Origin of the sequence: Galactobacter caseinivorans (assembly GCF_003640665.1) — a bacterium.
GTDB classification, from domain to species: Bacteria; Actinomycetota; Actinomycetes; order Actinomycetales; family Micrococcaceae; genus Galactobacter; species Galactobacter caseinivorans.
The window spans coordinates 639,498-659,507 of record NZ_QQXL01000001.1; the positions used below are offsets into that span (position 1 = coordinate 639,498).

17 protein-coding genes are annotated in these 20,010 nt (G+C 68.5%); 5 read left to right on the forward strand and 12 right to left on the reverse strand.

Annotated features, from left to right (window positions below; genetic code table 11):
* Positions 1-64 precede the first annotated feature (64 nt).
* Positions 65-409 (forward strand): VOC family protein, encoded by a 345-nt coding sequence (locus tag DWQ67_RS03050; protein WP_121484085.1) that lies wholly within the window; start codon positions 65-67, stop codon positions 407-409.
* A 363-nt stretch (positions 410-772) separates the two neighbouring features.
* Here the strand turns inward: DWQ67_RS03050 and hrpA are convergent, their stop codons facing one another.
* The gene (gene hrpA / locus DWQ67_RS03055; RefSeq protein ID WP_121484086.1) at positions 773-4,858 is read right to left on the reverse strand and encodes an ATP-dependent RNA helicase HrpA; all 4,086 of its coding nucleotides are present in this window, start codon (positions 4,856-4,858) and stop codon (positions 773-775) included.
* Between the two features lie 130 nt (positions 4,859-4,988).
* Between hrpA and DWQ67_RS03060 the strand changes: the two genes are divergently transcribed.
* Together DWQ67_RS03060 and DWQ67_RS03065 are read left to right on the forward strand one after the other, a co-directional pair.
* Positions 4,989-5,984: an NADP-dependent oxidoreductase gene (locus tag DWQ67_RS03060; protein ID WP_121484087.1), complete on the forward strand. Its 996-nt coding sequence runs from the start codon at positions 4,989-4,991 to the stop codon at positions 5,982-5,984.
* Between the two features lie 68 nt (positions 5,985-6,052).
* Positions 6,053-6,655, forward strand: a complete 603-nt coding sequence (locus DWQ67_RS03065) for a TetR/AcrR family transcriptional regulator (protein WP_121484088.1) — start codon at positions 6,053-6,055, stop codon at positions 6,653-6,655.
* 18 nt (positions 6,656-6,673) lie between these two features.
* Here the strand turns inward: DWQ67_RS03065 and DWQ67_RS03070 are convergent, their stop codons facing one another.
* Genes DWQ67_RS03070 through msrB form a run of 3 tightly spaced genes read right to left on the reverse strand, consistent with a single transcriptional unit; the run spans position 6,674 to position 8,458 of the window.
* On the reverse strand, positions 6,674-7,186 hold the full coding sequence (locus tag DWQ67_RS03070; protein ID WP_121484089.1) for a hypothetical protein: 513 nt from the start codon (positions 7,184-7,186) through the stop codon (positions 6,674-6,676).
* 52 nt (positions 7,187-7,238) lie between these two features.
* Complete coding sequence (locus DWQ67_RS03075) at positions 7,239-8,105, reverse strand: tyrosine-protein phosphatase (RefSeq protein WP_325049605.1); 867 nt, start codon at positions 8,103-8,105, stop codon at positions 7,239-7,241.
* Complete coding sequence (gene msrB / locus DWQ67_RS03080) at positions 8,003-8,458, reverse strand: peptide-methionine (R)-S-oxide reductase MsrB (RefSeq protein ID WP_121484091.1); 456 nt, start codon at positions 8,456-8,458, stop codon at positions 8,003-8,005. The genes DWQ67_RS03075 and msrB overlap by 103 nt, the downstream gene beginning before the upstream one ends.
* A 228-nt stretch (positions 8,459-8,686) precedes the next feature.
* Here msrB and DWQ67_RS03085 point away from each other — a divergent pair, with 228 nt between their 5' ends.
* Positions 8,687-9,508, forward strand: a complete 822-nt coding sequence (locus DWQ67_RS03085) for an alpha/beta fold hydrolase (RefSeq protein ID WP_121484092.1) — start codon at positions 8,687-8,689, stop codon at positions 9,506-9,508.
* Here the strand turns inward: DWQ67_RS03085 and DWQ67_RS03090 are convergent.
* The 8 genes from DWQ67_RS03090 to DWQ67_RS03125 form a co-directional block, all read right to left on the reverse strand.
* Entirely contained in the window at positions 9,498-10,232 is a 735-nt protein-coding gene (locus DWQ67_RS03090; protein WP_121484093.1) for an NADPH-dependent F420 reductase, read from the reverse strand. The two genes, DWQ67_RS03085 and DWQ67_RS03090, sit on opposite strands and share 11 nt — an antisense overlap.
* A 22-nt stretch (positions 10,233-10,254) precedes the next feature.
* A complete protein-coding gene (locus DWQ67_RS03095; protein ID WP_121484094.1) occupies positions 10,255-11,268 on the reverse strand; it encodes an ABC transporter substrate-binding protein in 1,014 nt (337 codons plus the stop codon).
* A 65-nt stretch (positions 11,269-11,333) separates the two neighbouring features.
* Positions 11,334-12,191 carry an amino acid ABC transporter ATP-binding protein gene (locus tag DWQ67_RS03100; protein ID WP_121484095.1) on the reverse strand — a complete coding sequence of 286 codons (858 nt, stop codon included), beginning with the start codon at positions 12,189-12,191 and terminating at the stop codon, positions 11,334-11,336.
* Positions 12,188-13,381, reverse strand: coding sequence for an amino acid ABC transporter permease (locus DWQ67_RS03105; protein ID WP_233555877.1), 1,194 nt, complete (start codon positions 13,379-13,381; stop codon positions 12,188-12,190). Before DWQ67_RS03105 ends, DWQ67_RS03100 begins: the two co-directional genes overlap by 4 nt.
* On the reverse strand, positions 13,378-13,995 hold the full coding sequence (locus DWQ67_RS03110) for a GNAT family N-acetyltransferase (RefSeq protein ID WP_121484096.1): 618 nt from the start codon (positions 13,993-13,995) through the stop codon (positions 13,378-13,380). The genes DWQ67_RS03105 and DWQ67_RS03110 overlap by 4 nt, the downstream gene beginning before the upstream one ends.
* Positions 13,992-15,350 carry an LLM class flavin-dependent oxidoreductase gene (locus DWQ67_RS03115; RefSeq protein ID WP_121484097.1) on the reverse strand — a complete coding sequence of 453 codons (1,359 nt, stop codon included), beginning with the start codon at positions 15,348-15,350 and terminating at the stop codon, positions 13,992-13,994. Before DWQ67_RS03115 ends, DWQ67_RS03110 begins: the two co-directional genes overlap by 4 nt.
* Positions 15,343-16,539 carry an LLM class flavin-dependent oxidoreductase gene (locus DWQ67_RS03120; RefSeq protein WP_121484098.1) on the reverse strand — a complete coding sequence of 399 codons (1,197 nt, stop codon included), beginning with the start codon at positions 16,537-16,539 and terminating at the stop codon, positions 15,343-15,345. The genes DWQ67_RS03115 and DWQ67_RS03120 overlap by 8 nt, the downstream gene beginning before the upstream one ends.
* Positions 16,536-18,644, reverse strand: a complete 2,109-nt coding sequence (locus DWQ67_RS03125; protein ID WP_158595349.1) for an FAD/NAD(P)-binding protein — start codon at positions 18,642-18,644, stop codon at positions 16,536-16,538. Before DWQ67_RS03125 ends, DWQ67_RS03120 begins: the two co-directional genes overlap by 4 nt.
* A gap of 238 nt (positions 18,645-18,882) precedes the next feature.
* Between DWQ67_RS03125 and DWQ67_RS03130 the strand changes: the two genes are divergently transcribed.
* Positions 18,883-19,983 carry an ABC transporter substrate-binding protein gene (locus DWQ67_RS03130; RefSeq protein ID WP_121484100.1) on the forward strand — a complete coding sequence of 367 codons (1,101 nt, stop codon included), beginning with the start codon at positions 18,883-18,885 and terminating at the stop codon, positions 19,981-19,983.
* Positions 19,984-20,010: the final 27 nt, after the last annotated feature.

The window sequence follows — 20,010 nt, forward strand, 5'->3', positions numbered from 1 at the left end:
GAATCGACCCAGATCATCCCGTGGTCTCTACCGGGGCCGCGGCGCCGCGGGCTAGCGTGGAGGAATGTCCCTCACTCTTGCCCTCGTGACCATTGATGCCTCCGACGCCGTGCGCTTGGGAACCTTTTGGGCGGACGTGGTGGGTGCCAAGATCCACCTGACGGAGTCCGGCGCGTACGTGATGCTGGGCGGCGGCCAGCCCGGTCTGGCCTTTCAACAGGTGGACACACCCACGCCCGGCAAGAACAAGTTCCACCTGGACTTCGCCACCAACAACATTGCCGTTGAGGAGGCCCGGTTACTGGAACTTGGCGCCACCAAGATGGGCGATTTTGGTGACTCGAGTTTCCGCTGGGTGCAGTTCGCGGACCTTGAGGGCAACCTCTTTGATGTGGCGATCGAGGGCTAGGTCTCTTACCCCGCCAGATGAGGTACGGGTTCGGCGGCCGCGCGGTAGTGACGGCCGGATGCGCCGGGCGACGCCGCATGAGCGGCATCGCGGGGTCCGCCGCCGCTCTGGGGGCGCTCAACATTTCCGGGGGGGCAAGTCCATCTCCCCAGGGCGCCCCCGGCCCCGCGCCTGCCACCTGATACGACATTTGCCGCGGTGCACAGCGTCATTTGTCGTATGAAGTGTCACTGCGCCGCAGCGACGTCGTACGAGGTGGCATTTGTGGCACGGGGTGGCAACCGGCCCCCGCAGACCCGCGCCCGTCCGAACCCGAGGCAGGAACCCCGCCAACCGCGGACCTCACCTGGCGGGGTAAGACAGCTAGGCCGTCAGCGCCTCTCGGATAGCGGCCCTGATGCGCTTAGGGGAGACCGAATAGGCGGTCCCCAGTTCCTGAGCAAACAGGGACACGCGCTGCTCCTCCAGCATCCACTTGACCGGTAGCAAAGCCGCGGGCGTGGTGGCGCCGGCCGGCGTGCGCTCCAGCGCGGCGTCGTACTCGTCCTCTAGCTCCTGGATCACGTCCACGCCCTGCAGATCCTTGGTTACTGCCCCGGCCTGGACCTTCGCCAGTCGCCGTTCCACCGCGGTGAGGTATCTCGGCACGTGCGCCAGTTGCGCGTAGCCGGTGCTGGCCACGAAACCCGGGTAGACCAGCCCCCGCATCTGCGACTTCACGTCCTCCACGGTCTCCTTCAAAGCGCCGGAGCTCATGCGCGCCAAGAGATTGGTCACGCGCACCGAGGCGGCCAGGATCTTCTCCACGGTGGAGGAGACGGTGAAGACGGTATCGATCAGGTCCGCTCGCACCAGGTGGAACAGCGAGGTGAACTCGCTCTTCATCATGGGCAGGGTGGGCGGGACCAGCTTGTCGATTCCCGCCCAGGTGCAATCGCGAATCAGCGAGTCCACGGTGCCGTGCGGCGATTGGCTAAAGGCCAGTTTTTCTTTGTTATTGAGGTGATCAAGCACGTAGCGCTGCGGCGACGGCACGGTCAGCTGCAGCAGCCGAATCACCCCGCGGCGGTGCCCCGCCTCGCGCTCGGACGCATTCCGGTAGACGGTCAGGTCCACATGCTCACCGCGGTCCACCAGCCCGGGGAAGCCCGTGATCTGCTGCCCCTTCACGGTCGTGGCGACCTTGTCAGGCAGCTTGCCGTGCTCGCCCAAGTCATCCGGCCAGGACGTGAGCCCGGTGCGCTGCCACGGGCTCGGTGCGGCCGGCGGAGTGGTCTTGGCGGCGCCGCGCGCCCCGCGTGAGGAGCGCGCAGTGCCCGACGACGCGGCGTCGGGCAGGTCAGAAGGCCCGGCACCGGGGCGGCCGGGCTTACCCCGCCCGGCTGCGGCCTCCAGCTTCTCCGCGCTGGTGCCAAGCGAGGCGGCGATGGCGCGGCGATTCTCGCCGGCCAACTGCGCCTGCAGCGTGGGCAGATCGCGGGAGGTGCCCAGGATCTTGCCGCGATCACCGATCACCTCAAAGGCGGGGCGCAGGTGATCCGGGATGCGGGAGAGATCCCAGGAGCCGGGCGGAATCACCACGCCCTTGAGCCGGCGCAGCGCCAACTCCAGCGCGGCGAGCAGGTCATCCTGGGCCGGGTCGGCGTCCTGCGCCAGTGCTGCGACTGCCGCCCTGGCCACGTCCGGGGCGGGCACAAAGTTCTTGCGCACGGCCTTGGGAAGGGACTTAATCAGCGAGGTGATCAGCTCCTCCCGCAGCCCGGGCACGCCCCAACGGAAACGAACCGGGTCCAACTGGTTCAGGAAGAGCACGGGAACGCGCACAAAGACGCCGTCGGAGCTGGCGCCGGTCGGGTCAAACTCGTAGCGAAGCTCCAGCTGCAGCGAACCCATGGGCCAGGTGCGTGGGTAGGCGTCCTGGTCCAGCTCGTCCTCGCCGGCCTGCAGCAGCGCCTCCGGATCAAAGTCAAGCAGGCGCCCGTTGGTGGCCTTCTCTTCCTTCCACCAGGCGTCAAAGGCACGCTCGTCCGTGATGGTGGCGGGCAGGCGCTGGTCGTAGAACTCAAACAGGTCCTCGTCGGAGACACGCAGGTCCCGCCGGCGCAGCCGGGCCTCCAGCTCCTCAATCTCCTGCAGACGCTGGTGATTGCGCTGGAAGAAGGCGTGGCGCGTGGCCCAGTCGCCCTCCACCAGGGCGTGGCGAATGAAGAGCTCGCGGGCCAGACGCGGGTTGACCCGGCCCAGGAGCACGGTGCGCTGGGCCACGACGGGCACACCAAAGACGGTGACCTTCTCATAGGCAAGCGAGGAACCCTGGCGCCGGGACCAGTGCGGCTCGGAGAAGGACTTCTTGACCAGGTGCGGCGCCACCAGCTCCACCCAGTCGGGATCAAAGACGGCGACCGTGCGGGCCCACAGCCTGCTGGTCTCCACCAGCTCCGCCGCCATGGCCCAGGTGGGCTTCTTCTTGAACAGGGCGGAGCCCGGGAAGATCGCAAAGCGGGTGCCGCGGGCGCCGGCATACTCGCGCTTGCGCTCATCCCACAGGCCAATGTGGCTGACTAGGCCGGCGAGCAGCGACTGGTGCACGGCGTCATGCTGACCCACCGGGTCCACCTCGCGCCCGCGCACATTCAGGCGCAGCGGCTTGGAGAGTTGCTTGAGCTGGCCAAAGAGGTCCTGCCACTCGCGCACGCGCAGGTAGTTGATGAACTCGTTCTTGCACAGGCGGCGGAAGGCGGAAGAGGAGAGCTCCTCCTGCTTTTCCTGCAGGTAGCGCCACAGGTTCAGATAGCCCGTGAAATCCGAGTTCTCATCCACGAAGCGCGCGTGCAGCTCCGCCGCGCGCTGGCGCTTGCCGGACTCCTCGGTGGGGCGCTCGCGCGGATCCTGCAGCGAGAGCCCGGCGGCCAGCACCAGAACCTCGGTGGCGCAGCCGCGCTTGCCCGCCTCCAGGATCATGCGGCCAAGGCGCACGTCCACGGGGAGCTGGGCCAGGTCGCGACCGGTGCGGGTGATGGCGCCGAGCTTGCCCTCGCCCACCGCGCCCAGCTCTCGCAGCAGGGTGACGCCGTCGTTGACCGCGCGGGATTCCGGCGGCTCAACAAAGGGGAAATTCACCACGTCCGCGGGATGATCAACTACGCGCATGGAGGACATCTGTAAGATGACGGAGGCCAGGTTGGTGCGCAGGATTTCCGGGTCGGTGAACTTGGGGCGCGCCTCATAGTCCTCTTCGGAGTACAGGCGAATGGCAATGCCGTCTGAGACGCGGCCGCAACGCCCGGAGCGCTGGTTGGCGCTGGCCTGGCTCACGCGCTCAATCGGCAGACGTTGGACCTTGGTGCGGTGCGAGTAACGCGAAATGCGCGCCACGCCCGTGTCCACCACGTACTTGATGCCGGGGACCGTCAGGGAGGTCTCTGCGACGTTGGTGGCCAGGATGATGCGGCGCTTGGAGCCCGGGCGGAAGACGGCGTGCTGCTCCGCCAGGGAGAGGCGGGCAAAGAGCGGCAGCACCTCGGCGTCACGCAGGCGGGCGTGGCGGGGCACCATGCTGCGCAGCGCCTCCGCCGCGTCGCGAATCTCGCGCTCGCCTGAGAAAAAGATCAGCACGTCCCCGTCCGGTTCACGGGAGAGTTCAACGACCGCGTCGCAGACCGCGTCCACCATGTCGCGATCGGTGCCACCGGCACTGACCTCTAGCTCATCCCCGCCGTCCTCGTCATCGGGGGAGAGGGGGCGGTAGCGGATCTCCACGGGGAAGGTGCGCCCGGAGACCTCGATGACCGGGGCGGGCCGGACATGGGTGATGCTCCTTCCGCCCTCCACGACGCGCACCTCAGAGGAAGGGAGTTCGACGGCGCCGTCATCGGCGGGTGCCGCGGCCGCACCGAAGTGCCTGGCGAAGCGGTCCGGATCAATCGTGGCGGAGGTAATGATGACCTTGAGGTCGGGGCGCTGGGACAGGACGCGCTTCAGGTGGCCCAGGAGTACGTCGATGTTGAGGCTGCGCTCGTGGGCCTCGTCGATGATGATGGCGCTGTAGCGAGAGAGCAGTGAGTCATGCTGGATCTCCGCCAGCAAGATGCCGTCCGTCATGAGCTTGAGGCGCGTGGATTCCGAGGTTTCGCCGGTAAAGCGGACCTGGAAGCCCACCTCCTCGCCGATCTTGACCTGGAGCTCCTCGGCGATGCGCTCTGCCACGGTCCGCGCGGCCAGACGCCGCGGTTGGGTGTGACCGATCAGGCGGTGGCGGGGCTTTGTGTCCTTGCCCTCCACCGCATCCGCCAGGCCGAGTTCCAGGAGCATCTTGGGCAGCTGCGTGGTTTTGCCGGATCCCGTTTCTCCCGCGACAACCACCACTTGGTTCTCGCGGATGGCCTTCATGATGTCCTCGCGGCGGGCGGAGACGGGCAGGGACTCGGGGTAGGAGATTGTCAGGGCCATAGCGGGATTCAGTCTAGTGCCGCCCGGGGTGACCAAGGTGACTGTTCATGACCGGCTTGATGAGTACACTCATTATTGAGTATGCTCGGTAATAAGAGAGTCTCAGGAGCCGATCAGGGAGCGCAGCATCATGAAAGCCTTTGCCATCAACAGTTACGGCGCCCCGCTCGCTGCGGTGGACGTCGATGAGCCCACAGTGCGTGAGGACGAGGTCCTGGTCCAGGTGCGGGCGGCGGGCCTGAACCAGCTGGATGAGAAGATCCGGATCGGTGAATTCAAGCAGATCCTTCCCTACGAGTTCCCCGTGGTTCTTGGTCACGATCTGGCCGGCGTGGTGATGGCGGTGGGCTCGGCCGTGCGCAACTTCACGCCCGGGGATGAGGTCTATGGGAGGCCGCGCAAGGACAGCATCGGGACCCTGGCGGAGCTGGTCTCGGTGCCTGCTGCGGATCTCGCCCTGAAGCCTGCCTCCGTCAACTTCGACGAGGCCGGGTCCCTGCCGCTGGTGGCACTCACCGCGTGGCAGGCGCTGGTGGAGCGCGGAGACGTTCGGCCGGGTCAGAGGGTCTTGATTCACGCCGGTGCCGGCGGCGTGGGATCGGTGGCCATCCAGTTGGCCAAGCACCTGGGGGCCATTGTCACCACCACGGCCAGCGCGGCGAATGAGGATTTTGTGCGCGAGCTGGGAGCAGACGAAGTCATTGACTACCGCACCCAGGACTTTGAGAACGCCGAGGCCCGCTACGACCTGGTGCTGGAGAGCCTGGGGGGAGAGAATCTCGTCAAGTCGCTGCGCGTACTCAAGCCGGGCGGTGTGGTGGTGGGCATCTCCGGCCCGCCGGACCCCGCGTTTGCCCGCGAAGCCGGCCTGAATCCCGTCATGCGCCTGGCCATCGCCGGGATGAGCGCGAGCGTGAGGCGCCAGGCAAAGAAACTGGGTGTGCGTTACGAGTTTTTGTTCATGCATGCCAGCGGCGAACAGCTGGGCCACATCGCGACCCTCGTTGACCAGGGAAGTCTGCAACCCGTCGTCGGGCACGTGTATCCCTTCGCCGAGTCGGTGCGGGCCTTGGAGCATCTGGCCAAGGGTGGCGGCCGCGGCAAGATCGTCGTCAGCCTCCCCTGAACGGCGCCTCGGCGGATAGTGAATACACTCACGACTGAGCGAGTTCACTTTTCCCAGGAAAGGACCCCATGGCATCACCACCTCCGGCCCCAGGCCGCCGCGAGCGCAACAAGCAGGCCAAACTCGAGCGCATCGTGGCGGCCGCGGCGCAGCTCTTCTCCGAGCGCGGCGTAGCCGACGCCACGACCCAGCAGATCGCCGACGCGGCGGACATCGGAGCGGGAACACTTTTCCTGTATGCCAAGTCCAAGAGCGAGCTGCTGTTGCTGGTGCAGAACTCCGCCTACGCGGAGGCGTTGAGCCAGGGGAAGGCGGCTGCGCTCGCCGAGACGGTGCCGCTGGATGCCGTGATGGCGATAGTTCGGCCGGTGGTGGAGTGCAATCGAGTGCAGGTGGAGAACGGCAGAACCTACCTGCGCGAAATGGTGTTTGGTGATGCCACCGAGCCCCATCACCGCGAGGCGCTCACGCTCTCCGCCCAGACCGAGGAGGCCATCGCGGATGCCCTGGGCCGCACCGCGGACGTGCGCGGGGAGCGGGCCAGCGCGCTGGCGCACATCGTTTCTGCCGTCATGCTCCTGGCCATGTCCGCTCCAGCTAACACGCGCCTGAGCGCACCGGAACTGGTGCTGGACCTTCGCCAGCAGCTCGGGGTCTTGTTAGCGCGGTGAGCTAGCCGTTCAAGAGCGCTACCTGGTCAAGAGCGCTGCCAGCTCGCGTGCCTGCTCAAGGTCCCGCGTGATCACGGTGTAGCGGCGATCCGTGCCCACGCTCAGGGCAACGTGGGCGCTGCCGCCCACGTTCAGTCGCGTCCCCGCCTGAGACGTGGCCCTGCCGAGCACCGGCCAGTTGATCAGGCCCGGGTTCTGGCCGGAGTCCTCCGCCACGTCAACGTCTGTCACCTCCAGCAGCGGGAACCCGGCGCGGAAGAACGGGGCCGAGACGCTCACCATGGCGGGGCAACCGGCGCGCGTCACCGAGATTTTCATGGCGCGGCTCGCCCACCAGCTCAGCGCCACCACCACCGCGGTGCCCAGGCCCCCGAAGAGATACAGGGCCGGACCACCGTCGGCGCCTGCGCTCGCGAAGGTCGGCACAAGAAGGAGGGCGCACAGGACCACAGCCGCCAGGGCCAGCTGGCGCGCGACGCCGTGAGGCTGAACGGTGACGGTGCTTGCGTCCGGCTTGGCTGGGTGGTCCATCTCTGCTCCTCGGTGTGCGCCAAGAGCGCCGTTGTGTGCTGGTCCACCCAGACTAGGGAGTCAGGAGCAGATCCCGTAGCGCGCCCCGCGTCGTCTGTCCCAGCTTCAGCAGCGCGAACATCTCCTCGTGATCCGCTACAAAGGCCTGAACCTCTGGTGTGACCCGCTGCAGCCACGCGCTGACCTGGGTAGGCGACCACCCCGCCTGGCGATCGTGAGTGGGGCCCCCGTGGGCCGCCGTGCCAGCCATCTCCTCCACGGATTGCGCGTAGTCCGCCACGATGGAGGCGGAGGGGACGCCGGCATTGGCCAGGAGCAGCGCCGTGATCAGGCCGGTGCGGTCCCGCCCGGCCGCGCAGTGCACCAGGATGCCGGGCTCGGAGCGGGCTATGGCCTGGAGCGCCGCCCGGATCATGCCGGGCAGGAGGCGCACGTGGTGGCGCCAATACGCCGGTGAATCAAGAATCGGCAGGCACACGGCCTGGAAGCCGGGGTCGCTGTGGTCCTCGATGGGTGCGAGAACCAGCGCTAGATGCTCCGGAGGGGACGTATCCGGGTCACCCTTTTGGCGCCCCACTTCCTCGGGGCAACGCAGGTCGACGACGGTGCGAAGCCCCCACGCGCCCGCAGCGTTCCAGCCCCGCTGTGTCAGCCGTTCCTGCCGGGGACCGCGCGCCAGGCGACCCCACGCCGTCGAGCCGTTGGAGGAAAGGGGGGTGGGCAGGCCGCCCAGGTCCCGCACATTGCGCAGCCCGTCCCAGTTCAGAGCGCGGGCCGGGGCCGCGGCCCCGACCCGCGCCTGTTCCTGCCCGGCGCTCAGGCGCCCTTCCCCTCGGAGAACAGCGATGCGAACTGTCCGTACCCCGCGCTCTCCAGCTCTGCGAGCGGCACAAAGCGCAGTGCGGCGGAGTTGATGCAGTAGCGCAGGCCGCCCTCGTCGATGGGGCCGTCCTCAAAGACGTGGCCTAGGTGGCTATCGCCACCTGCCGAGCGGACCTCCGTGCGGCGCATCCCCAGCGAAACGTCGGAGTTCTCGATGATGTTCTCCGCCGAGAGCGGCTTGGTGAAGCTGGGCCAGCCACAGCCGCTGTCGTACTGCGTGGTGGAGGCAAACAGGGGCTCTCCGGAGACGATGTCCACGTAGAGGCCGGCCTCTTTGTTGTCCCAGAACTCGTTCTGGAAGGGACGCTCGGTGGCGGACTGCTGTGTCACGGCAAACTGCTCGGGCGTGAGTCGGGAGATGGCTTCGGCGTCCTTCTTGTACTCACTCATGTGGGTTCCTCTTCGTCCTGGGAGCACGGGACACGCGCTCCTGCACCGACGATTTAAGCACAGGCGCAGGCGCACAGATAGGGCTGATCCACCGGTTCACCTCAGCGCTCAATTCCGCCCAAAGTTCCGCCCAAAGTGGCCCGTTGCAGAGCCCTTCCGTAATGCTGGGCCGCGTGTCAGACTCAGCGTGACGGCACTGGCCGTCACCCAGGATTTAAGGAGAATCAGTTGTCCTACTTCACTACCTCAGATGGCGCCGAGATCTATTACACGGACCAGGGAAGTGGGCAGCCGATAGTGCTGAGCCACGGCTGGCCACTGTCTTCCGACGCCTGGCAGGTCGAGATCAAGCGCTTCACCGACGCCGGCTATCGCGTGATTGCTCACGACCGCCGCGGCCACGGCCGCTCATCCAAGGTGATTGATGGTCATGACATGACCACGTTCGCCAAGAACCTCTCGGAACTCATTGAGCACCTTGACCTGCACAACATCGTGGTGATTGGCCACTCCACCGGCGGCGGCGAGGTGGTCCGCTACGCGGCGCAGTTTGGCAAGGGGCGTGTGGCCAAGGTCGTGACGGCCGGAGCCGTTCCGCCGATCATGCTGAAGTCCGAGTCCAACCCCGAGGGCACCCCCATCGAAGCCCTGGATGACATCCGGGCCAATGTGCTCAAGGACCGCTCGCAGTTCTGGAACGAGCTTTCGGTCCCGTTCTACGGCGCCAACCGGCCCGGTCAGGACGTGAGCGAGGGGCTCAAGCAGGACTTCTGGCGTCAGGGCATGCTGGTTGGCCTGGCCGCCGCGTATGACTGTGTGAAGGCCTTCTCCGAGACGGATCAGACCGAGGACCTGAAGGCGATTGACGTGCCGATGTTCATAGCCCACGGTGACGCGGACCAGATTGTTCCGATCGCGGCCGCGGCCCAGAAGTCCATCAAGCTGGTCAAGGACGCCACGCTCAAGGTGTACCCGGGAGCCTCCCACGGCATCTGGGGTGCCTACCAGGACGAGTTGGATCAGGACATCCTGGACTTCATCAAGAAGTAAGCCCGGCCTCCCGCGCCTCCAGCGGCGTCAGGATTCCCGCCAGCCCGGCAGCGCCGGGGGCCCCATCCCAGGGGCCCCCGGCCTCGATCTGCGCTGAGTCGGCAAGGGACCCCACCCGCACCGGCACCCAACCGGTGGCACGCAGCAGCGCCAACAACGCGTCGTCGGGCGCCTGCGCACTGACGTACGGCAGCGCGGCGCCCAGCCGTGCGCCGTCCAGCAGGAAATCCGCCCGCGTATGCGTGAAGGCGTGAACATGCGCGGTGCCAGCGGGCAGCAGCGCCGCGGTCTGCGCCCCGGCGGACCCGCCCCGAATGACCATGGCGAGCTTGGGGCCAAGCGCGGTCATCTCAAACGGATTGCTGACATCAAGCACGGTGCGCCCGGGCAGCCACTGCGCAGCGAGCGCGAGCACCTGCGCCAAGGGATGGCCCCAGGGCACAGCAGGCACGACGACGCTGGCGTCGGTGAGTGCCTCTTGGGCGGTGAGTGCTGCGCTCACCGTCCCTGGTCCGTTGGGATGGGCCTCCGCCGCGTCCTCCACCACCCACTCGGCGTGGCTGGCGTCCCGGCCCCAGACCTGCACGTGGGCCCCGGCGCCCACAAAGAGGGTGGTCAGGGCGGTGGCGACGGCGCCCGTGCCAAGCACGGCCACGTTTGGCATGGCGACGATCGGCGCGGCAACGGGCGAAACGGCGGGGCCCGGCAGGGCGGGGGAGGTCACTCCCGCACCCTACCGGGCGTGCTCAGCCGACGGTGGCGGGGATGCCCTCCGGGTTGATGGTGGAGCGTTTGAGTGCCTCGGCCCCCAGCCCCCAGCGCGTGAGCAGCTTGCCGTAGCTGCCCTGCTTGATGGCCGCGTTGACCACGGTGTTGACGGGCTTGATCAGACCATTGCCTTTGGCGGTCCCGATGGCGATGGGCGCCGTGGCTGGCCAGCCGCCCTGGATGGTGCCAACGACCTTGAATTGACCGGTGCTTTGCACCTGGTACTGGGCCGTGGGATTGGGGCTGAGGAAGCCGTCGATCCGCCCGGAGGAGATGGCGAGACTGGCCGCGGCGAAGTCGTCGTAATACACCAGCTCCGCAGGCTCCTTGCCCGCGGCCTTGAGCTCCTTGTTCCACTGCAGCAGCACCTTTTCTTGGTTGGTGCCGGAGCTGACGGAGAGCTTGAGGCCAGAGACGTCCGTTGCCTCCTTGATGGACTCCAGCTTGGAATCCTTGGCCACCAGGAAACCGAGCAGGTCCTCGCGGGTGGAGGCAAAATCAAAGAGCTTTTTACGCTCATCCGTGACAGTGACATTGGAACTGACAATGTCGTATTTTCCGGACTGCAGCCCCAGCGGCCAGTCTGCCCAGGAGACGGTGACGAGGTTGAGCTCCAGGCCAAGACCGTCCGCGACCAGTTGGGCCTGGTCCGCCTCGACACCCAGGACAGTGGTGTTGTCGTCCGCGGCCAGGAACGTCAAGGGCGGCGCGGCGACGGCGGTGGCGACCGTGAGTTTGCCTGGGACCGCAGGTGTGAAGCCGGACGCCTTGAGCTGCGCCACGGCCTCCGGGACCTGTTCCAGCCGGGGGCGGGAGGCGGCATTTGAGGCGTTGAGGTCAAACGGCTGGGCTGCGGCGGCCTGCTGGGTTTCCAAGGCGGGTGAGCGGTTCACGTTGAGAGCTAGCGCGGTGCCGCCGCCGGCGAGCGCGAGGACCAGGACGCCGGCTCCGGTGAGGAGCAGGGCCTGCTTGCGGGAGAGTTTCTTGGCCATGATGGTGGGTTCTTTCTGTTCTCGCCGCGCCGGTGAGGGCGGCGGGTGCAAGGGTGAGGGAGGGGTCAGAGCACGCGGGAGATGAAGTCGCGGGTGCGCTCGTGCTCGGGGTGGTTCAGGAGCTGATCCGGTGTCCCGGTCTCCACGACGTGGCCCTGGTCAAGGAAGATGATGCGGTCGGAGACCTCGCGGGCAAAGCCGATCTCGTGGGTCACGATGATGAGGGTGGTCCCCAGGTTTGCCACCTGGCGGATCACGTCAAGGACCTCTCCCACCAGCTCGGGGTCCAGCGCGGACGTGGGCTCGTCAAAGAGCAACACCTCCGGTTCCAGGGCTAGAGCCCGGGCAATGGCGACGCGTTGTTGTTGCCCGCCGGAGAGTTGGCGGGGGAAGTGGTGGGTGTGCTCCGCCAAGCCCACGCGTTCCAAAAGCGCTGTGGCACGTGTGGCGGCCTGGTCCTTGCTGAGCAGGCCAAGCGCGGTGGGGGCCATGGTGATGTTCTGCAGTGCGGTGAGGTGGGGGAAGAGGTTGAAGTGCTGGAACACCAGGCCAACGCGGGTCCGGCGGCGCAGCACCTCGCGTTCGGGGAGCTCCACGAGCTTGTCCCCGCGGCGGGTGTAGCCCAGGTGCTCCCCGCCCACGGTGACGGAGCCGGCGTCTACGGTCTCCAGGTGATTGATGGTGCGCAGCAGGGTGGACTTGCCGGAGCCGGAGGGGCCAATCAAGGTCACGACCTCACCGGGGGCCACGTCCAGGTGGATACCGCGCAGCACGGGGGTGGCCCCGTAGGACTTGCTCACCCCGCGCAGGGACACGGCGGCGCCGCGCTTGGCGAGTGGCTCCGCGGCCTGGTGTGGCTTGGCCGCTGGCGTGGCAGCATCCGAGGCGGCGGGGGTGCTCTTGTTCAGCGTGATCGTGCTCATCGGGTCACTCCTGAGGTCTCGGTGGCCACCTGGTAGGCGGCCGTGCGTGCTGCGTGGTTGGTGCTGGGTGAGGCGGCGCTGCCTGGGATGCCCCGCGCGGGCGGGGCGTCCTGCGAGGGGCCCTGCGGGTCGTCCCCGAGCCTGGCCCAGGCGCGCGCAATTCCTGCGCGCAGCTTCTGCAGCGGTGTGGGCGGCAGGGTGCGATGGGCTCCGCGGGCAAAGCGGCGCTCCACGTAGTACTGGGCAATGGAGAGCAGGGTGGTGATGAGGGCGTACCAGACGCAGGCCACCAGTAGCAGGGGGATCACCTTGCCGTTGCGGTTGTAGATGACCTGGACCGTGTAGAAGATCTCCGGAAGGGCCACGATGAAGACCACAGAGGTGCCCTTCACCAGGCCGATCACCAGGTTGAAGGCGTTGGGAAGGATGGCCCTGGCGGCCTGGGGAAGCACGATGCGGAAGAAGCGCACGCGGGCCGGGAGCCCAAGGGCGGCGGAGGCCTCTAGCTGCCCGGCGTCCACGGAGAGGATGCCAGCGCGGATGATTTCCGAGGCGTAGGCGGCCTCATGCAGCGTGATGCCGATCAGGGCCGCGGCAAAGGAGGTGATGGTCAGGGTGGTGTGGAACTCTACCAGCCAGTAATCGGTGGTGAACGGCGTGCCAAGCCCCAGCGTGGGGTACAGGTAGCCCAGGTTGTAGAACACCAGGATCAGCACCACCAGCGGCACGGAGCGGAAGAACCACACAAAGGCCCAGGCGGGTCCGGCCAGCAGTGGGGAGGGGGAGAGGCGCAGGAGCGCAATCACCGTGCCGAAGGCGAAGCCAAGTACCGTGCCAAGCAGCGTCAGCAGCAGCGCCAGCCCCAGCCCCTGCACCACGGCGGGGGAGAAGAAGTACTCGGAGAAGACGCCCCACTCGTAGCGGGGGTTCGTGATGAGGGACCACATGAACTGAGCCACAACGAAGAGGATCAGGGCAGCGGCGATCCAGCGGCCCACGTGCGGGCGGCGCACGACGGTGAGGTGCGCGGCGTCCGGCTCTGTGCCTGCCGGCGTGGCCCCCTGAGGTGTAGTCCCTGCGTGGTCTGCGCCCTCGGTTTGGGAGGCAGCGGCGTGATGCGCGGACCCGGGTCCCTTGCCCGGCGCGCTCTGGCCGGTGCCAGGCTGGTTGTCTCTGGTGAGTGTGCTCATGAGAGCTCCTTCGTGAAGGGGTGAGCCCCGTTGGTGGCGGGGTAGTGGGTGGGGTCAAAATCGGGGGTGTACCCGGTCCTGAGGTAGAGGGCCACGGCCTCCGGCTGGGCCGGGCCGGTGGTGAGGTACAGGTGGGTGTAACCCAGTTCGACGGCGCGTGCCTCCAGTTGCGCCATGGTGGCGGCGGCCAGGCCGCGCCCGCGCTGATCTGAGCGGGTCCAGACCCGTTTGACCTCCGCGGTGCGCCTGGGCGGCTGGGTGGGCGTCGCCGCCGCCTGGTATCCCGCCGGGCCGGGCATGATGGCCCCACCCGTGAGCGGCACGCCGTCCTCCTCGTACACCACAAAGGCGCCCAGGGGAGCGGCAAAGCGCTCCGGAGGATAGCGATTGATCTCCACGCGGGCGCTGTGCGGTTGCCCGTCAAAGGAGTTCCCGTAGCGAGCGGTGTACTCGCGCACCAGGTCCTCCAAGAGTTCGACGACGCTTGGGTCACCGACCGGCGCCACGCGCCAGGTGCCGGGGAGCGTGCCGTCCCGGACGGGCGCCGCGCTGCCGCTGCCGCGGGTGGCGCCGCGGGTGGCGCCGCGGGTGGCGCCGTGGGTCGCGATGCTCATGCCGGCGCCCCCGCAAAGTCCTCGGTCCGTGCCCCGGCCAACCCCGGGCGTCGGGCAGAGCCGTCCGCCTCCTGCGGCAGTCCCAGCGTCTGGCGCAAGGTGGCGCCGGGCTGGTATTCGGTCCGGAACGCGCCCAGGTCCTGCAGCTCCGGGATCACCGTGTCCACAAACTCGTCCAGGCCGGTGGGGATCAGGTGCGGGACCACCACGAATCCATCCGAGGCCCGGTCCCTCACCGACTCCGCCAGTTGCAGCGCCACCTGGTGGGGTGTGCCAATGAAGCTGGCGCGCTGGGTGGTGGAGATGACCAGCTCGCGGGCGGAGAGACCCTCCCTCTGGGCCTTGGAGCGCCACGCGTCCGCGACGGCTTGGGGGTCCTTGTGGTGGCGGACCTGCCCAAAGCGCACCGTGCCCTCCACCGGATCACAGCTGGGCAGCGGCCCATCCGGGTCCAGCCCGTCCAGGGGCGTTCCCCAGAGCTGTTCCAGGATGGACACCGCGGTGGCGCCGCTGACCTGGGCGCGAGCCACGGCGTCGGCCTGCTCCTGCGCCTGGGCCTGCGTGGCACCCAGGGCAAAGGTCACGCCGGGCAGGATCAGCAACGAATCCTCGCTGCGGCCCACCCCAGCAAGACGGCCCTTCACGTCCGCGTAGAACGCCCGCGCCGCCTCGTCCTTGCCGTGACGGGTGAAGATCACCTCCGCATGCTGGGAGGCAAAGTCACGCCCGGCGGGGGAATCGCCCGCCTGCACTATCACCGGGTGGCCCTGCGGGGAGAGCGGCAGATTGGGCGTGGCGCGCAGCTGGAAGTGCTTGCCATCCACACTCACGCGCTCGCCGTCCGCCGCGGAGGCCCACACGCGCTTGGCCGTCTCCACAAACTCGGCGGCGCGCTCGTAGCGTTCCTCATAGGGGAGGAAGCCGCCGCGGCGGAAGTTCCCGCCGTGGAAGGCATCCGGACTGGTCACCACATTCCACCCCGCCCGCCCGCCGGAGAGGGCGTCAAGGGTGGCCAGCTGGCGGGCCAGGTCTACGGGCTCGTTAAAGGTGGCGGTCAGCGTGCCCACCAGGCCGATGTGCTCGGTGACGCCGGCCAGTGCCGCCAGAATCGCTACGGTATGGGGCCGGCCCGCCACGTCCAGGTCATGCAGGGCCCCCTTCTGCTCCCGTAGGCGCAGCCCCTCCGCCAGGAAGAGGTAGTCAAAGAGCCCACGCTCCGCGGTCTTGGCGAAGTGCTCAAAGGAGCTGAAATCGATCTGGCTGCCCGCGGAGGGGTCTTGCCACACGGTCGTGTTGTTCACGCCCGGGAAGTGCGCCACCAGGTGCACGGGGCGGAAGGGCTGGGTCTCAGACAAGGGAATCCTCCTTGGTGTCGGCGTGGATGTGGCTGGCGGGTGAGTGGCGGGCGGCGGTGTGGGGGTTGGTCGCGGGGGCCAGGCCTAGCGCGGAGCGCAAGGTGCCCGACGCCGCGTGGCTGGCCCCCGCTGTCAGCGCAGCGACCGCGCGGCGCAGGGTTCCGGGGCGCTGTTCCTGCGCCGTGGGAAGGAGTTGAACGCCTGAGAACCCGAGGCTGGCCAGCTCCGCGAGCCGCTCCGGCGTGGCCTGGGCCAGCGGGAGTTCGGCCCACAGCAGCGGCGTGGGTTGATGCTGTTCACGGCCTGCCACGAGGGGGTCGCGCAGGGAGGCGTCGTCGGCAGGGATGATCACCACGTCCGCCCTGCTCCGTGCCAGCGGAAGCAACTCCGGGCCGTCCACGCGCAGGACCACGGGAGGCCGGCCCTGCGGCGAGCGCGGTGTGATGGAGGCGCCCTGGATGCTGAAGCGTTCCCCGGTGAAGTCCGCGTCGTGAATGCGCTCGCGGTCCAGGAAGCGACCGCTCGCCACATCGCGGATCACCGCGTCCGCCTCCCAGCTGTCCCAGAGCCGGGTGATGGCCTCCAGGGTGTCGTCCGCGTCGCGCAGGACGGCGGCCACGGCGTCAGGCGCGTCCCCAGTACCTTGAGCACCGTCCGCGACGGGTCCGCCCGGTGCTGCGGCCTGGTTCGCGACAGCTGGGGCAGGCCGCGGACGCTCGTGCAGCGGCCACCGCCCCACGGCGTCGTGCTCGGCACCATCCAGGCCCGGGCGCAGCAACAACGCCGCTCGACCCAACGAGGCGTGGTCCACGGTCTGCAGGGCGGTGGCCACGTGGAAGGGCTCCGAGACGGCGCTGGGCACCTCCGCGATCAGCCCGATTCCCCGGGTCAGTGGGCCCAGGGCTGCGGCCGCGATGGAGGCGTCCAACCCGTGCGTGGCCCGGTCCGGCTCGGCGGCCACTAACCGATCCCGCAGGGTGATCGCCACCGCCCCGGCGTCCTCTGCGGCGCGGACCAGCTCGGTCAGCTCCCGCAGCGGGGTCTGCCCGCTTGCGGTGCCCAGAGGGCCGGCAGATGCGGTGCCCAGCAGGGTGGTGTCCAAGGAGACGGCGACGGTGAAGCGCGGGCTTTCATCGAAAGAGGGGGAGTCGAAAGCGTCGGAGGCAGTGGGCAGGGAGGAGGCAGTCATGAGATCTCCGTAGAAAGGGAGGGAACCAGGTGGGGTGTGGGGCGGGACGCCGCAGTGAGCCAGGAGAAGATGGCCCCGGCCGCGCGGTCGGTACTGCGGAAGGGCAGGGCGTTGACGCCAGGGCGGGAGAAGGCGCCGGCGTCCGGCGTGGAGGTTGCCGCCCCCAACGCCCAACGGGCATCCAGCGGGGTCCCTTCCGGCCGCAGCACCCGGCCGGTGCGCGCCTCCACCACGATGCGGCGGCCCACCACGCCCGCGGCCTGAGCAAGATCCGCCAGAGCGGGGTTGGTGGTGGTGAGGGGGTTCGTGGCGGGCAACCAGGCATCCACCAAGGCGCTCGCCGTGACGGGCTCGGCGACCGCGGGGCTGTGGGCCCGGAACGCGGGCCGGCCCTTCGCGTCCCGGGTCAGCTCCACGCTGAGGTCCGGCCCAACAAAGCCCACGGTCCCGGCCTCCACGAGCGCTAGGAGCTGTCGAAGGCGCACCGGGGGAGGGCCGGAGGCCAGGTAGCTGAAGAAGGACTGCCACACCACCGGAATCGAGTGCTCCAGGCTGCGCTGCGTCCACAGTGCCCGCGGAGACTCCGCTAGCAGCACGTGGATCTGCAGCAGGGCGTGCCACACGGCCAGGGTGGGGGTGTGGGCCTGGTCCACGTGCTGGCGCAGGTCCGTGCGCAGGTGTGCGCTCAGCAGCGAGTCCACCTCGGCGCGCGTGGCCGTGGCCAGGCCCGTGAGGGGCCGGTCCCAGTGGGCCACGTGAAAGCGGTCCACATCGAGCGGCACGGCGGCGAGCAGATGCCCGCGCAGCGCCGCCGAATCCCAGGGCGTGCCCACAATGACATCGCGGGTGGCCTCCCACCCGCCGCGGGTGCGCTCGGCGTGGTGCGCAAAGAGTTCGCGGTAGTGGGTCAGGTGCAGCTCGGTGGCGATGAGCGGCCAGGCGTCCCGCTCAAAGTCCCACGGATCGACGCTGTTGGAACCGGAATCGGAACCGTCGGCCCCAGTGCCAGAGGCCACAGTGCCGGAGGCCACAGCGTCCGCCGCCGCGAGCACGCGTTCCCGGGTGAACACCTCCAGCGGCGCCGGAGCGTGGCCCAGGGTCTGCATGGACTTGCTGCGGTACGGAACGCCGCGGCGGGATCCGAAGAGCAGGCGGGGCTCCCGGCCGGAGGGCACATAACGCAGCCCCTGGTGTTCCTCCGGCAGATTCTCCTGGCCCGGAAGCGCCTCAAAGCGCCCCCCTCGACCCTCGGTCAGCAGCACCATGAGGTCGATCGATGCCAGGCCCAGCCCGCGCACCAGCACGTCCTGGCCTGGGGCCAACGCGGAGTGGTCCACGTCCGCGGTGTAGGCCGGAGGGAAGTAGAGCAGCCCCAGCTCCCGGGAGGCCTGGGCCAATTGGGCGGATTCCTCTGAGGGCGCTGCGTCCGTGTGGCCCACCAGGTACACCACCGCGTCGGCCGTCAGCACCCCGCCCGAGGCCAGGTGCACAACCTCCGGGCCACGGTCACCGGCGGTCACCACCCGCTCCACCGTGTCCTGGTGGGTGCGGATCGCGATGCCAAAGTCGGCGGCGCGCTTGAGCACGCGCTCAAAGGCCCAACTCAGGTAGAGGCTGTGCAACCGCCGGCTGGGGAAGTCTGTGGGCTGCAGGCGGTCCACCTCGCGGGCGGTGGTGGCATCCGGCGCCACGGCGAGGGTGATCCAGCCGTTGCGTACATCCTTGGCCCACTGCGCCAGGGACGGGCCGGTGAAGGCCGGGGCGCCCAGCTCGCAGCTGGCATCGGGGAACACGGTGACGTCTGCGGCGGTGGAGTTGAGGCGCAAGAGCGGTGATTGCTCCGAGCGCCAGATGCGCCCGGCCCCGGCGGGGTGAGGGTCTATGAGGTGCAACTCAAGCGGCGCACGGCGGGACGGACGTCCGTGCGCTGCGCCAGCGTGGTGGGCCGTCAGGCGCTCGATCAGCATGAGGGCCCGTGGGCCGGCGCCGATCAGCGCGATGGTGTGCGGATGCCGCCCGGACGGGGAGGAGGCCTGCGGTGCGGTGACCGACCAAGCGTCCTCCCGACCCCCGAGCGGCTGCTGGGTGGGGGTGGGATTGACCATGGCTTGATCGTGCTCGGGGGCCGGTGGGTGGCGCATGGTTGCGGCGAAGGTGGTCCTCGCATGACGGCGCGTGACGTGTTCCCGGCTCGGTTCGTGACGCGTCGCGACGTTCGTGACAGTGCACGACGGCGCGTAGCCAGCGGGTGCCCCGCCGCCCCTAATGTGTGGGTTTCCAACGCGTTGACCCCGGGGCTTCCGGGGATCCACGCGGCACAAGCTCTAGCCGGAGGTGCCTCCCATGTCACACACACCCCATGACCCAAACGCCCCATCCAACGAGACTGGTTCGTCCAACGCGGCGGAGCAGCACGCGCCAGGAGGCAAGCCGCGCCGCAGGCTTTCTCGCAAGCAGGCCATCGCGGCCGGCATCGCCGCGCTCATCGTCGTGGGCGGCGGAGCCGGCGTGGCTGTGGCTGCCACGCGCGGCGGTGAGGCCAGCACCCAGCCCGACGCCGCGGCGTCGAGCACCGTGAGTGGCGGACTGGATACCTCCGGTGAGCAAAAGGGCCGGGTGCGCCTCTCCGAGGTGCCGGCCGCGGTGGAGGCGCTCAAGGAGTCCGGGTTCAAACCGGTGCACGCCGGGGAGCTCACCGTCGCGACGACCGGGGCTTCCGCGCCCATAAGTTTTCATTCGGACGACGGCTCCACGCTGATCGGTTCTGACGTGGATGTGGCGCAGATCGTGGCGGACGGTTTGGGGTTGAAGCTGCGGGTGGAGGCCACCAGTTGGGCTGACTGGCCGCTGGGCGTGCAGTCCGGAAAATATGACGTGGTGCTGTCAAATGTCGGGGTGACTGAGGAACGCAAGGACCTCTTCGACTTCGCCACCTACCGGCACGGGCTGCACTCCTTCCTCGTCACCGAGGAATCGCCCGTTACGAAGCTGGAGGAGCCGGCGGACATTGCGGGGCTCAAGATCACGGTGGGGTCCGGGACCAATCAGGAGAAGATCCTGCAGGCCTGGAACGCCAAGAATGAGACGGCCGGACTCAAGCCGGCGGAGCTGGTCTATTACGACGACGCTGCTGCGTCACTGCTGGCCCTGCGTGCGGGCAGGGTGGACGCGGCCTTTGGTCCCAACCCCGCCCAGCAGTATCAGGTGAAGGTGAGCCCGGGCCTGCGCACGGTCGGCGAGGTCAACGCCGGGTGGCCGGATAACTCCGACGTGGGCATCGTGACCGGCAAGGGCAATGGGCTGGTCAAGCCGTTGTCTTTGGTGCTGGGTGCGGCCCAGAAGTCAGGGGATCTCACCGAGGCGTTGAAGCGTTGGGGTCTGGAGGGGGAGGAAGTGGAGAAGGTCCAGGTGAACCCCAAGGGGCTGCCGCGGGCGGCCAAGTAGCCGGCCCCGAGGATCAGACTCCGAGTA

What these genes read in the sequence shown, in the direction of transcription:
- DWQ67_RS03100 (WP_121484095.1), bottom strand. Translation starts at nt 12,191, where the DNA reads ATGAGCACGATCACGCTGAACAAGAGCACCCCCGCCGCCTCGGATGCT.
- DWQ67_RS03120 (WP_121484098.1), bottom strand. Translation starts at nt 16,539, where the DNA reads ATGACTGCCTCCTCCCTGCCCACTGCCTCCGACGCTTTCGACTCCCCC.
- DWQ67_RS03105 (WP_233555877.1), bottom strand. Translation starts at nt 13,381, where the DNA reads ATGAGCACACTCACCAGAGACAACCAGCCTGGCACCGGCCAGAGCGCG.
- msrB (WP_121484091.1), bottom strand. Translation starts at nt 8,458, where the DNA reads ATGAGTGAGTACAAGAAGGACGCCGAAGCCATCTCCCGACTCACGCCC.
- DWQ67_RS03065 (WP_121484088.1), top strand. Translation starts at nt 6,053, where the DNA reads ATGGCATCACCACCTCCGGCCCCAGGCCGCCGCGAGCGCAACAAGCAG.
- DWQ67_RS03060 (WP_121484087.1), top strand. Translation starts at nt 4,989, where the DNA reads ATGAAAGCCTTTGCCATCAACAGTTACGGCGCCCCGCTCGCTGCGGTG.
- hrpA (WP_121484086.1), bottom strand. Translation starts at nt 4,858, where the DNA reads ATGGCCCTGACAATCTCCTACCCCGAGTCCCTGCCCGTCTCCGCCCGC.
- DWQ67_RS03070 (WP_121484089.1), bottom strand. Translation starts at nt 7,186, where the DNA reads ATGGACCACCCAGCCAAGCCGGACGCAAGCACCGTCACCGTTCAGCCT.
- DWQ67_RS03130 (WP_121484100.1), top strand. Translation starts at nt 18,883, where the DNA reads ATGTCACACACACCCCATGACCCAAACGCCCCATCCAACGAGACTGGT.
- DWQ67_RS03110 (WP_121484096.1), bottom strand. Translation starts at nt 13,995, where the DNA reads ATGAGCATCGCGACCCACGGCGCCACCCGCGGCGCCACCCGCGGCGCC.
- DWQ67_RS03050 (WP_121484085.1), top strand. Translation starts at nt 65, where the DNA reads ATGTCCCTCACTCTTGCCCTCGTGACCATTGATGCCTCCGACGCCGTG.
- DWQ67_RS03125 (WP_158595349.1), bottom strand. Translation starts at nt 18,644, where the DNA reads ATGGTCAATCCCACCCCCACCCAGCAGCCGCTCGGGGGTCGGGAGGAC.
- DWQ67_RS03095 (WP_121484094.1), bottom strand. Translation starts at nt 11,268, where the DNA reads ATGGCCAAGAAACTCTCCCGCAAGCAGGCCCTGCTCCTCACCGGAGCC.